Source organism: Trichococcus palustris, from assembly GCF_900114465.1.
GTDB lineage: Bacteria > Bacillota > Bacilli > Lactobacillales > Aerococcaceae > Trichococcus > Trichococcus palustris.
In genome coordinates this window covers 248,768-261,640 of sequence record NZ_FOTD01000001.1, presented here as the reverse complement: position 1 = coordinate 261,640, position 12,873 = coordinate 248,768, and the positions used below count along the sequence as shown (strand labels likewise).

General features: G+C 46.2%; 13 protein-coding genes. 4 read left to right on the top strand and 9 right to left on the bottom strand.

Annotation, left to right across the window (positions count from 1 at the left end):
- Nucleotides 1–196: 196 nt before the first annotated feature.
- Nucleotides 197–874 carry a PspA/IM30 family protein gene (locus BM101_RS01095; protein ID WP_087031567.1) on the bottom strand — a complete coding sequence of 226 codons (678 nt, stop codon included), beginning with the start codon at nucleotides 872–874 and terminating at the stop codon, nucleotides 197–199.
- 13 nt (nucleotides 875–887) lie between these two features.
- A complete protein-coding gene (locus BM101_RS01090; protein ID WP_177194307.1) occupies nucleotides 888–1,991 on the bottom strand; it encodes a hypothetical protein in 1,104 nt (367 codons plus the stop codon).
- A 317-nt stretch (nucleotides 1,992–2,308) separates the two neighbouring features.
- Here BM101_RS01090 and mgtA point away from each other — a divergent pair, with 317 nt between their 5' ends.
- Both mgtA and BM101_RS01080 read left to right on the top strand, forming a co-directional pair.
- A complete protein-coding gene (gene mgtA / locus BM101_RS01085) occupies nucleotides 2,309–4,858 on the top strand; it encodes a magnesium-translocating P-type ATPase (RefSeq protein ID WP_087031564.1) in 2,550 nt (849 codons plus the stop codon).
- 46 nt (nucleotides 4,859–4,904) lie between these two features.
- Nucleotides 4,905–5,333, top strand: a complete 429-nt coding sequence (locus BM101_RS01080; RefSeq protein ID WP_087031561.1) for a hypothetical protein — start codon at nucleotides 4,905–4,907, stop codon at nucleotides 5,331–5,333.
- Nucleotides 5,334–5,695: 362 nt separating this feature from the next.
- Here the strand turns inward: BM101_RS01080 and BM101_RS01075 are convergent, their stop codons facing one another.
- Nucleotides 5,696–6,589: a LysR family transcriptional regulator gene (locus BM101_RS01075; RefSeq protein WP_087031559.1), complete on the bottom strand. Its 894-nt coding sequence runs from the start codon at nucleotides 6,587–6,589 to the stop codon at nucleotides 5,696–5,698.
- A 128-nt stretch (nucleotides 6,590–6,717) separates the two neighbouring features.
- Between BM101_RS01075 and BM101_RS01070 the strand changes: the two genes are divergently transcribed.
- Entirely contained in the window at nucleotides 6,718–6,933 is a 216-nt protein-coding gene (locus BM101_RS01070) for a hypothetical protein (protein WP_218149848.1), read from the top strand.
- A 15-nt stretch (nucleotides 6,934–6,948) separates the two neighbouring features.
- Entirely contained in the window at nucleotides 6,949–7,188 is a 240-nt protein-coding gene (locus tag BM101_RS01065) for a SemiSWEET family sugar transporter (RefSeq protein ID WP_087031554.1), read from the top strand.
- Between the two features lie 286 nt (nucleotides 7,189–7,474).
- Here BM101_RS01065 and BM101_RS01060 read toward each other — a convergent pair whose 3' ends face one another.
- The 6 genes from BM101_RS01060 to BM101_RS01040 form a co-directional block, all read right to left on the bottom strand.
- A complete protein-coding gene (locus tag BM101_RS01060) occupies nucleotides 7,475–8,245 on the bottom strand; it encodes a MurR/RpiR family transcriptional regulator (RefSeq protein WP_087031552.1) in 771 nt (256 codons plus the stop codon).
- A 15-nt stretch (nucleotides 8,246–8,260) separates the two neighbouring features.
- Nucleotides 8,261–8,812: a DJ-1 family glyoxalase III gene (locus BM101_RS01055; RefSeq protein ID WP_087031550.1), complete on the bottom strand. Its 552-nt coding sequence runs from the start codon at nucleotides 8,810–8,812 to the stop codon at nucleotides 8,261–8,263.
- The gene (locus BM101_RS01050; RefSeq protein ID WP_087031546.1) at nucleotides 8,805–9,377 is read right to left on the bottom strand and encodes a DJ-1 family glyoxalase III; all 573 of its coding nucleotides are present in this window, start codon (nucleotides 9,375–9,377) and stop codon (nucleotides 8,805–8,807) included. The genes BM101_RS01055 and BM101_RS01050 overlap by 8 nt, the downstream gene beginning before the upstream one ends.
- A gap of 82 nt (nucleotides 9,378–9,459) precedes the next feature.
- Nucleotides 9,460–10,878, bottom strand: a complete 1,419-nt coding sequence (ascB, locus tag BM101_RS01045; protein ID WP_087031544.1) for a 6-phospho-beta-glucosidase — start codon at nucleotides 10,876–10,878, stop codon at nucleotides 9,460–9,462.
- A complete protein-coding gene (locus tag BM101_RS14305; RefSeq protein WP_245825624.1) occupies nucleotides 10,875–11,171 on the bottom strand; it encodes a PTS sugar transporter subunit IIA in 297 nt (98 codons plus the stop codon). The genes ascB and BM101_RS14305 overlap by 4 nt, the downstream gene beginning before the upstream one ends.
- Nucleotides 11,161–12,681, bottom strand: a complete 1,521-nt coding sequence (locus BM101_RS01040) for a PTS transporter subunit EIIC (RefSeq protein ID WP_245825622.1) — start codon at nucleotides 12,679–12,681, stop codon at nucleotides 11,161–11,163. The genes BM101_RS14305 and BM101_RS01040 overlap by 11 nt, the downstream gene beginning before the upstream one ends.
- Nucleotides 12,682–12,873 lie beyond the last annotated feature (192 nt).

Here is a 12,873-nt window from a genome sequence, read left to right as displayed (position 1 = left end):
TCCGTATCGAACCGGACTAAGGCCAGCCAATTTTTGCTTTAAATTGCTCGCTACAATTTTCCCTGGAAATCCATAAAATGCCTCCCGAAAATTAGAGTGAAAATCTAACTTTCGGGAGGCATTACAAAATTGAGAGCGATAGGATGGTGTTTAATGGACCTTATACAAATAGCGTCGAGATTAGAACGCAAATTACTTACAGTCCCATATCTTTCTTGAGCTTGCTCAGTTCTTCCTCAACCGAAGCAGATCCTTGCGAAGCATATTTTTCCTCGAGCGCTTTGGCTTCGTCGATAGGGGCCATGTTCAGTTCGGACATGGCGTTGGCTTCGTCCAGCATCTTGTTGGCTTTTTCTTCCATGCGTTCGAAAGAGCCCATGGCCCCCTTTGTTTTAGTAATGGAATCGGTGGTCTTGTTCAAGGTAGCTTGTGTCTTGGCCACAGAAATCTTGCCCTTGATCATTTCGCGGCGGGATTTAAGCGTCTCGATGTCTGATGCTAATTTATCGTGCATTTGACGCATCTTGACTGCGTTCTCATGGGCGGAAGCATAAGAGGTCGCCAGGCCGGCTCCTACGTTTTCGAGCTCTTGCTTCTTGGTGAGGAAGATGCGGGCGTCGTTTTCGTTGCCGGCTGCCAGCGCCTTCTTGGCGTAGTCAGTGTATTTGATCACTTCCGCTTGGTTTTCGTCAACCAGCCGTTTGGTGCGGGTTTCCTCCGCCATAACGCCGGCTGTGCTGCCTTTCACCTCCGCCAAATCATCCATCATATCGCGTAAATATTGATCGATCATTTTGCCGGGGTCTTCCATCTTGTCGATTAAAGCATTGATGTTTGCGCTGATGATGTCGCTGAATCTTTCTAAAATAGCCATTTTGATTTCCTCCTCAAGGTTTTTCTTCTGTTTTGTTGCTTTCATCTTCTGATTTTATGGTCACATCTGCGGTTGTTTTGGTTTCATCGTCATATTTTTTCGCAAGTTCTTCCGCTTCGGTATTGCCGAATGTATCCAGCGGGGTTTTCAGCATTTCTTCGGTCTGTTGTGCTTCCAGGTTTTTTTGTTTCTTTGCATGACTCCACCACAGGTACAACAAGGAAAGCAGCAGCAAGACGCCAAGAATTGTCAGCACGATTATCCAAGGGGAACGGGTGACGGTCATGATGCGATCAGCGGAATCCCGGAAGACGTTGCTGAAAAACACCTCATCCGTCAGCTTGCCGTAGTAATACTTATCGATGTAGTCGAGCAGCACATTTCCCGCTTCTGTATCGATGACCGTTTTGGCCTGTGTACCCGTCACATAATAGTCCATATATGCGCCGGGATCATGCTCGAAGAACACCAACAAGAGATGCGCCTCATCCGTAAAAAGTTTATCGTAAAGCTCATTTGTAAAAGTTTTCAGCTCATCCGTGGAAGGAGTGGTCGAGCCATTGATGTTGTCCGTCAAATAAAGGTAGGGTTGTACCCCTGTTTTCTGGTAAAAATATTTCATGCCATCCGTCAGTTTGGTAGGATTGCCGATCCAGCCGATCGTATCGGTATAATATCCGGTCTCGTTAACCGATCCTTTCGGCAGCGGATCGCGCACCACCGTGGATTTGGTGATGTCATTGTTACCGCTGGAACCGGAGGTGGAAGGCCCGCTGTTGAATGAAAAAAGCAATGCCACAATGACGGCGAGCACAATGAATACGATCGCGATTATGCCGCACCCGATACCACATCCAGTGCCTCCTCTTCGGCCGCGCCCGCCGCCTCCAAAAATGGGTCCGCCGGTGATGATCGGTCCGGTACGGATAATGGGTCCGCCTGAACCAATATTTCTTGGGAAACGGAAACCACCGCCACCCCCAAAAGAGCCGCCTCCGCCTCCAAATGAACCGCCACCTCTGCCCATACCGCCACCGAAACTGCGTCCGCCCCCACCTCTGCTTCCGCCGAAAGAACCGCCACCTCCTCTTGAGCCGCCTCCGCCACCTCTTCCCATAGCTTCATCCCTCCTTAGTCAGTCTCTTTCCTTCATTAAACTCAATGTAACACATAATGTAAGCGCGGTCAATTTGGGCGATTTTCATATAATCAGCAATGTGGCGTAAGTTGCAGTGGCTCGTAAAAAGAGATGCAACACAGCAGAGAATAGCAAAATAAAACCTCAAGCTGGTGCATGTAGGGTGGCCTAATCTTTCTATATTTGGTGGCGGTTGCGTTATAATATGGTTGACGAAAGTTGCTTGTTGCATGGCACATCTGGAGTTGCTATAGGTAATGACTTCGGTATGGTTATTTGGGAAAGAAGGGCTTTTTATGCAAGAAAAGGAAAGCGATAAATATTGGATCCTGTCGCCGGAAGAGACGCTACAAGCTGTTCATTCCAAGGCAACCGGTCTGACGGGGGAAGAAGCGGCAGAAAGATTGAAACAGTACGGTGAAAACACGCTAAGGAAACAAAAAAAAGACACACAGTTGATGGCATTCCTCAGTCAGTTCAAAAATCCCATCATCCTTATCCTGATTGTCGCAACGGGAATATCGGCTGCAACAGGGGAATGGATCGATGCGATGATCATCTTGACCATCATCTTGGCGAGTGCGACACTCAGCTTTTATCAGGAATATACCGCGGGTAATGTCATAGCGGAGCTCCGGGCGAAAGTGCAAGCCAAATCCGTCGTCCTTCGCGATGGCAAGCCAATCGAGATTGCATCAAAAGAGGTAGTCCCAGGCGATGTCATCAAACTTTCTACCGGCAGCCTCATTGTCGCGGACGGCTTGATTCTGGAAAGCACGAATTTATTCGTCAACCAGTCCATCCTCACAGGAGAATCCCAGCCGTCCGAAAAGAAGCCGGACAAGGTCAGGGAAGATGCCAGCCTGGAAGAACGCACCAACTGCGTCTACACGGGCACGAGTGTACAAAGCGGGAACGCCACGATGTTGGTGGTGGAAACGGGGGCGAGCACCGAATTCGGGCAAATAGCCGATAAACTTTCTTTGCGTCCGCCGGAAACGGAGTTTGAACGCGGTGTACGTCACTTCGGTTATTTATTGACTGAAATCATGCTTGTGCTCACATTGATCGTTTTCGCGATCAACGTCATCATGAACAGGCCAGCCATCGAAGCACTGCTTTTCTCGGTCGCCCTTGCCGTTGGGATCACGCCGCAGCTTCTGCCGGCAATCATCAGCATCACCCTTTCGAAAGGGTCCCGCATCATGGCGAAGGAAGGGGTCATCGTCCGCCGGTTGACTGCAATCGAAAACTTCGGCAGCATGGACATCCTCTGCACCGATAAAACCGGCACCTTGACGGAGGGGACCATCCGTCTCGATGGCGCGGCCGATGTTGCAGGCCAGCCCTCCGATGAAGTGTTCCGGCTGGCTTATTTGAATGCCACGTTGCAGACCGGGATGGCGAATACGCTGGATGAGGCGATAGGTGCCTCCAAAGATTTGGATATCGGCGCGGTCAAAAAACAAGGGGAAATCCCTTTTGATTTCAACCGTGAACGCCTGAGCGTCATTGTTCAGGAGGGCGGTCAATACACAATGATCGTGAAAGGGGCATTGAACAGCATCCTCGCCATCTGCACGCAGGTTGCGATCGACGGTTCCGAAAAAGCAATGGATGAACAGATCCTATCCGGCATCCAACAACACTACGAAGAGTGGAGCGGCCAAGGGATCCGCATCATCGCGTTAGCCAAAAAGACGGTGGCCCTGCAGGAAAAGTATACGGTTGAAGACGAAAACGGAATGGTCCTGATGGGCTTCCTGCTCCTTTTTGACCATCCGAAAGAAGACATTTCGCAAATCATCTCGAACCTCGTGCATCAGGGAGTCAGTCTGCGGATCATCACGGGCGACAATAAGTTGATCGCCTTGCACACTGCCGAGGCTGTAGGACTGAAAGTCACGGGCGCTCTGACCGGATCCGAACTCATGAAGCTGAGCGACGAAGCATTGTGGAGCAGAATTGAAGCCACTACTGTTTTTGCTGAAGTGGATCCCAACCAGAAGGAACGGATCATCCTGGCCCTGAAAAAGAAAAATCATGTCGTGGGCTATATGGGTGACGGCATCAATGACGTACCCGCACTGCATGCAGCCGATGTCAGCTTATCGGTCGATAATGCCGTCGATGTGGCGAAGGAATCCGCGGATTTCGTGCTGGTCGAAAAAAGTCTGGAGGTATTGAGCCGCGGCATCGAGCTGGGAAGGACAACCTTTGCCAACACGCTCAAGTACATCCAGGTCACCACCAGCGCCAATTTCGGCAATATGTTCAGCATGGCGGGGGCATCTTTATTCTTGCCATTTCTGCCGCTGCTCCCCAAACAAATTCTGTTGATCAACTTCCTAAGCGATTTCCCTGCGATAACCATCGCCAATGACAGTGTGGATAAGGAAATTGTGGAAAGACCGCTCAGATGGGATATCCATTTCATCCGTGATTTTATGATCGTCTTTGGGTTGGTCAGTTCGGTATTCGACTACCTGACCTTTGCTGTCCTGTTCTTCGGGTTCGATGCCAAACACGGGATATTCCAGAGCAGCTGGTTCACTATTTCAGTTTTGACGGAACTGCTGGTGTTGTTGGTCATGCGGACACAAAAACGCTTCTATAGGAGCAAACCCGCTCCGATATTGCTGTACTCATCCATCGCGGTCGGTATCTTCACCTTGCTGATCCCTTACCTGCCGCTCCATGAATTTCTGGGTATTGAGCCCATTCAACCTTTACTGCTGCTTTCTCTATTCATCATCTTAGCTCTGTATGTTATCGTCACGGAAATCGCCAAATATTATTTCTATAAAGCAAAGGCGCAGCCGAAATCCAAGAAAGCACCCAGATAAGTAGATTGGCTCCCTATGGCGGCGCAAGTAGAAAGGTGGGATGCGCATGTTCGAGAATTATTATTTCTTGCTCGGGGTCGTGAACAGCCTATTTTTGATCGCCATTTTTTTGCTGGTCAAGTTTTCCAAAATGGCGCAAGTAGCGGTTTTTGGGAAGGCCTATTTAGCGTTGGTGGTTCCAGGCGTCTATGGGATATTCATTGCACAACAGCAGCAGAAGCCGATCCAATACACAATCTTTCTGAGCATATTCCTAGCCTTCCTCATACTGGAAGGCATCTATGACTTCGTTTTAAAGGTGCCTTTCCGTAATAATTGGAAGTTATTGACGCCTTATCTGATGCTGTACTGGTCCATGAATTACGGCTTCATCGTAATGACGTGGAAACATTCAGCCGTGCAGGGCGGTATTTTGTTGGGGTTGTTCATAATACAGATGGCCGCAAATTTCAGTTCGCATAGGAAGGGGACATAATAACGAGCGGGGCAGTTGCATGCGCAAAATGAAAGATGGTAAACAGAAGAAGCATAACACCCAAGTGAGGGTATTATGCTTCTTTTTCGCTCGGGGGAAGTCTAATTTTGTTAGGATGATGCGTTTGATTTTTTTGTGCGGAGGCTGCCCTGCAGGATGCTCCAACGAGAATCAAGCATATCGATATTTTTCTAACAAATGAGGTTAGATGCCCGGCGAGGATCGTTTCGCCGGGAAATTGAGATTGGAACTGGATCTGAATTCACGATGAAGGACGTCTGATCGTTTTTTTGCTGGAGCAAAGCGGAAATTTCCCGATGAGGCTCTATTCATCGAGAATTTCGTAACGAATATATGATTTTTCATTGCTTGGTTTGGGTTCTTGCCTCCTCTTGCACCAGCCCCAGAAAATAATCCGATGCTTTCGAGAACACCTGATATTTTTTCCAGACGAAATGAAGCCCCACTTCCAGTTTTGGTTCCAACGGCAGGAAGCATAGCGTACTGTCTTCCCCGGTATGGATGATGCCATCCAAACATAACGCGTAATTATGGCTTTCTTCAACGAGAAGGGAAGCATTATACAATAAATTATAAGTTGTGACGATGTTCAGGCCGCGCTCATTGCCTCCCAACCAGCCAGCGATCTCGTTCTTGACCATCATTTGATTCGAACAGATCACTGCTTTATCCTTCAGGTCCTTTGGAGTGATCTTTTCCAAGGAAGCCAGCGGACTGTCCTTCCTCATCAGAACACCCCAGATGTCCTTTGTCGGCAACTTGATGAAATCATATTTGGTCATGTTCGTCGGCTCTACAAGTACGCCGAAATCGAGCAGGCCTTTGTCCAATCTGTCCGTGACATCCTTGGCATTGCCGCTGAACAGATGGAATTTGAGCATTGGGTGCTCCGATTGGGCTCTGCTGATTGCGCGCGCTATGATTCTCATTCCTCTGGATTCACCACCGCCTATATAAATGTCCCCACTGAATTCAGTATCATCCGCGTTCATTTCCGACTCGGTCTTCTCCACGAGCTGGAGGATTTCCTCCGCCCTTTTTCTCAGCAGCATGCCGTCATCCGTCAAAGTGATCTTGCGGTTGCCTCTGATGAACAGCTGCTTGCCGAGCTCCTCTTCCAGTTCCTTCATTTGCCTGGAAAGGGTAGGCTGCGTGATATGCAAAAATTCCGCTGCTCCGGAGATGCTCTGTTCTCTTGCGATCGTCAAAAAATACTGCAGCACTCTGAGTTCCATGTCATCAACTCCTTCAGCACTATTTTAGCGCTTCTTGATATGCCTTTCAAGTATGTCAAGATATCTGATATAGGTATTTGATGTTCCTTTTGATTCGATGTATTCTATTCTCAAGAGGAGTGAGACGAGTGGACATAACGGAAGAAATGCATATCACAAATCTGAAGGATGCCGGCTGCGATGACAAAACAATCGCTGCCTTTCTGCACTACCGCCAAACGAACGAACAGGCAAAACAGATGTATTTGCTGAAGAAACACAGGAACAACTTATTGGCTAAAATTCATGAGGACCAGAAAGCAATCGATTGTCTGGACTGCTTAGTCTATAGAATAAAAATATAATAGGGGGAAAAGAATATGATTGGAACGATCGCAGGAGTATTGACGACATTGTCATTCGTACCACAGGTTATCAAAGTTTTGCAGACAAAGGACACGAAGGCCATTTCGCTAGGGATGTACCTCATGTCAGTTATAGGTATCTTCTTATGGATGGCGCATGGATACGTAATGGGGGATATGGCACTGTTAATCGCGAACCTCATCACTTTCTGTTTGGCCTTGGTCATTTTGATTGCCAAATTGAAATATAAATAATATGCTGTTCCAAGCCTATATTTTGGGCAACGGCAGAAAGATGGCGCTGGGAATTAGGGTGAGCGGGTGAATCGGGACACGGCGTAGCGAACTCAATCTTTATACTGTTGGACGGTATCGGCCTGTGTATGGGCATCCTGCTTTGGGGGTAGTATTTAGGACAGACCTAAATGACAGCAAGAGTTGGAAGGCAACGTAATGTTTCTAATATCGTTCAATTAGATGAGTAACCGAAAAAGCAGCAAACCTTCTCATTCAGGAAGGGTTGCTGCTTTTTCATACTAGTCTATTCCTTTTTCAGTTGCGCGTACTCCTGGCCGATTAAGCTGGCCACGTAATCCAACTGATAAGGATGACTGGCGTAATCTTGACGAGAAGAGAATGTTAAAGTGTCCGATATGAATTTCGGATATTCCTTCTGCTGTCCGGTAACCATCCATATTTTCGGGATATCCTTACCTTTAAGAATATTTCGTTGGTTGTCATAGTCAAAGTAGGACCCTGTATAGGTGAAAAGGATAATCAAATGACTTGAATCCGCATTAACAATGTAATTAATCTGCTCTGCGTAGGAAATATTTGTATAAATCTGTTTCCGGAGCATCAGCAGATCGCTTTGAAGGATGATTGCGGCTGTTTGAGCTTTCAATAACCCGAAGACGGCCACTTCATCGTATTGCTCGATATCTTTTGTCAGTTGCATCAGTTTGGAAGTGGTAATTGAACCTTCCACCATATCGATGCTCGTTTTGATATGTTCACCCAAAGTGTGGATGCGGTTATCAATTGAAATATCTTCCGAAAAACCGGTATAGTCAAATTCTGTGGATTGAAGTAAATCCTTCAGCTCGACGAAACCATTCAGACCGATCTCTTTACAGAACCGGGAAATCGAACTGGGAGCAACATTGCAGTTCTCGGCCATTTCTTTGATACCTATATTTTTCATGCTGTCCAGATGTCCTAAAATATAAGTCGCGATCGTACTGTTGATCGATCCTCTTTTCTCTGCGGCAATGGCACTTAGAAATACGATGGGGAGCTTACCGTAAAGCATGTTTTCACCTTCCCTTTATTTTCCTCCGGCAAAGTTGTACAACATTTTTTCTTTCATTTGGCTAACATCTTTTCCTAACACCTCAGCAATTTTGTATGCAAAGGGGTAGGGGGTAGCTGGGCCTTGGCTAGTGATGATATTTTGATCGAGGACGACAACATCCTCTTTAAAGATACCACCTTTCAGCTTTTCAGCATAGCCTGTATATCCGGTAACTGCTTTTCCGTCTATTACTCCTGCATCGGACAAAACGATGGTGCCTGAGCACATGGCCGCAACGTATTTTTTATGGGAATCGAAGTAGCGAACCATCTCGATCACATCGGAATTTCTCCTCAAATTCGATCCGCCAGGCCGACCACCAGGAAGGACCAAAACATCATAGTCTTTGATGGCATCGCTGAACAGGAGATCGGCTTTTACATAAATGAGGTGCATTCCTTTGACGAATTCTTCCCCAAAACTGAATGTATCACAAAGAATGCCTGCACGTCTCAAAATATCCACAATAGTCAGCGTTTCGCTTTCTTCAAATCCTTCCGCCATTAATACCGCTACTTTATGCATAAACTTTGTCCCCCTTACGATCAAATGAATTGAAGTAGACCATGCGATCTTTTACTGATGCTGAATCGCCACCGAGAATATCCACCAAGGCATAACCAAAGGCGTATGCTGTTGCTGGACCCCGGCTCGTAATCAATTTCCCGTCCACCACTACGATGTCTTCTTTGTAATGTCCGCTTGCAATTTTTTTATCATAGTCTACATATGCTGTGTAGTCTTTGTTCTCCAGTAGATTGGCTCTTTCCAGCACGATGGGCGCTGCACACATTGCGGCGATATATTTGTCGGCGCGCTGCATTTCTTTAAGGGTAACAATTACTCGTTCATCACCCCTTAGATTGACTGCGCCGTCGTATCCTCCGGGAAGAACGACCATTTCATAATCTTCATTAAGTGTGGGGTAGAGCACCTTATCGCACCGAACGGTAATATCATGTCCTCCTGTAACTTCTTCCGATAAACCGACCATATCGCACTCTATGGAAGCTCTACGCAAGATATCCACAATGGTTAATGTTTCTCCTTCTTCAAAACCGGGAGCAACCAATACTGCTACTTTTGTCATAGTTATTTCCTCCTATCGTTGTTGTCGAAATCATTATAATAGATTACCAGTCCTCTGACTAAGAATTTCCAGAATCTGGAAATTAATCGAGACAATGGCCGTTGGACGCAATTACTTTCTTATACCAGTTAAAAGATTTTTTCTTGAGTCGCGCATTAGTTCCGTGTCCTTCATCATCCCTGTCTACATAGACGAATCCATAGCGTTTGCTCATTTCCCCTGTGGAAGCGGCTACCAAATCAATACAACCCCAGGCTAGATAACCAATCATCTTAACACCATCCCGCTGTGATTCTCTCATGGCTTGAATATGTTGTCGGAGATATTCGATGCGGTAATCATCGCTTACCGTGCCGTTTTTAAGGACATCCTTTGCGCCCAATCCATTTTCCACCAGAAAGAGCGGCTTTTGATAGCGATCGTACAGAGTGTTCAAAGTAGTCCGGAGTCCTAGGGGATCCATCTGCCATCCCCAATCACTACTTTCAAGATGAGGATTTTTTACGGATGTCATGATATTTGCTTCCGTTATTTCTGCTGTACTTTCATATGAAATGCAACGAGAGGTATAGTAGCTTAGTGCGATGAAATCGACCGGGTAATTCGCCAGCATCCGAAAATCATCTTTTTCGGTAACAAGTTGGACCCCCTTTTCAGCAAATAACCTGTCGGCGTAGGATGGGTAGGCGCCGCGGGACTGAATATCGATGAAAAAATAACTTTCGCGATTTTTGTTCAGGGCCGACCAAACATCTTTTGGATGGCAAGAAAACGGATAATAGTCTCCCGCGGCCAACATGCAGCCGATTTGGTTATCACGATCGATTTCATGAGCCATTTTCGTGGCCGCTGCGCTAGCGACTAATTCATGATGCGCAGCTTGGTATTTCACTTGTTCAGGATTTTCCTCATCACATAGGATGAGCCCCGCTCCAGAAAAGGAATTATGCAGAATCACATTGATTTCATTGAAGGTGATCCAGTATTTTACGAGCCCTTTGAACGTAACGAACAGGGTGCGGGCATACTTCAAATAGAAGTCGATCATCTTCCGATTTTTCCAGGACCCATACGTTTCGACCAAATGCAACGGTACGTCGAAATGACTGATGGTCACTACCGGCTCCATTCCATATGATTTGCACAGTTCGAATAAAGATTTGTAGTAGTGGAGTCCTGCGGCGTTTGGTTCTTTTTCCTCGCCCGTGGGATAGATTCTAGTCCATGATATGCTCGTGCGAAAAGCGGTGATGCCCATTTCTGCCAGTAGTTTAATGTCTTCGGGGTAAGTGTGATAAAAATCTATGCCATTATGGGATGGATAATGGTAAGCGTTCTCGTCGTAGACCGTTTTATAATCGATCAACCCTTGTTTGATTTTACGTCGGTTCACACCTTGAGGAACCACATCCATTACGGTCAGCTTTTTTCCATCCTCCAAATATGCTCCCTCAGCTTGGTTGGCTGCGATTGCACCACCCCATAAAAATGTATCCGTCATTTTACTGCTCCTACGTTTAAGATTATTGGCTTGTCATTTACCGTAAAATCCAATGAACTGAATTCCTTTGTATTCGTCATAATGACCGGTGTGGTGAGGTCGTAGCCCTTAGATTGGATGAAATCTTTATCGAATCTGACCAGGGCGTCACCGACAGCGATTCGCTCCCCTTCTTCGACAAGCACTTGGAACCCTTGACCATTTAATTCGACTGTGTCCAGCCCGATGTGAATCAGAACTTCAACTCCGTCATCGTTCCGCAGCCCGATGGCATGTTTAGTTTCAAACAGCATAATCACGTTGCCCTCGAATGGAGCGCATACTGTGCCTTCGGTCGGTTGAAAAGACAGTATCTTTCACTTCGGACAGTGGAATGATCGTTCCTGGTATCGGTTGGACCATCGCGATTTTTTTCGTGAGCAGTTGTTCTGTGTCGTTTTTCGGTTCAATTTCGTCAGCTTGTCTGATCCCTAAAGCGAGCGTGCCTACAAACGCGAAGGAGATGCTGATCGCTACCGCAATCAATACATGAATATAGCTATCAGCAACATATGTTGGCAAAGCTAAGATGCCCGGCAAAATGATTGCAGTAGCTCCACCACCGAAGAAGTTCATGTATGCTGCGCCGATACCTCCACCCAACATGGCACAAAGCATAGGATTTTTGTATTTCAGGTTAAATCCGAACATTGCTGGTTCGGTTACACCAAACAAGGCAGTGATGCCACTCGTAAAGGCTGAACTTTTTTCGGTTTTATTTTTTAGCAGGAAGAATACGGCCAACGTTGCACCCGCTTGAGCCAAATTGCCGGTCAGATTGGCCGGAGAGATGACGGAAAAGCCGTATTCTGCAATCAATTGCGTATTGATTGGAGTGATTGCATAGTGCATCCCCAGGATTATCAGTAATGGACGGAAAGTTCCGAACAAGAAGGCGCCGAGAACACCATTGACGTTGTATAGCCACGTGACGAACTGCGCCACGCTTTGGCCGATGTATGAGCCGAACGGTCCAATCGCTATCAATTCAAGCGGAACCATGATGAAAAGCACAAGCATCGGGACAAAAAGCACTTTAAAAGTGTCAGGGATTAGTTTGTTGATGAACCGATACACATAAGACATAATCCAGACACTGATGATGATGGGAATGATTGTAGATTTATAATTCACTAATAAAATCGGCAGTCCCATAAAAGACAAAGCTTTCACGCCAGTCTCTGCAGCCTGCAAAGCACCATTCTGAATCGTGGGATACATCAATGCGCCGGCAAGAGCTATTGCCAAAAACTCATTGGTCTTGAACTTTTTTGCCGAACTGACAGCCAGAAAGAAAGGAAAGAAATAAAACAATAGATCACCGATCATATTAAAAATGGCAAACGTGCTGCTTTCAGTTGATATAAGGGAAAAAGTGGTCAAAACAGCGGTAACGGATTTTATCATCCCGCAGCCGATCAAGACTGGAATCACTGGTCCAAAAACTCCTGATATCGTTTCGATAATTTGTGAAAGCACATTTTTCTTCGTTTCGGTCTTCTGCACGATGACATCTTCGCTCAAGTTTATCATCTTCTGCATTTCTTCAAAGACTCCACCAACTTTTGCGCCGATGATCACTTGTAGTTGTCCATTTTTATATTGGGATTTGATGACCCCTTCGACTCTATCCAATTTCTCCATGTTAACGATGGAAATGTCCTTAACATTGAAACGGAGGCGGGTTGCGCAATGCGTTAAATAAGTGACGTTATCTGCACCGATTATTTGAATGATTTCTTTTGCGGTTTCTGTATGATTCATAATGATTCTCCTTTTATGTATTCCCCGGGTATACACAAAATTATAAAACCGCTTACAGATTAGTTCAATTGTTTTCCGATTTCTGGAATTGGAAAACGAAAAAGGTTATAACACTAACTTCATGGGGCCTTATTTGCGGGCACCCCCCAAGAGCAAGGCGGCTACATTTTGTTTTATCTGTGATTAATTGTA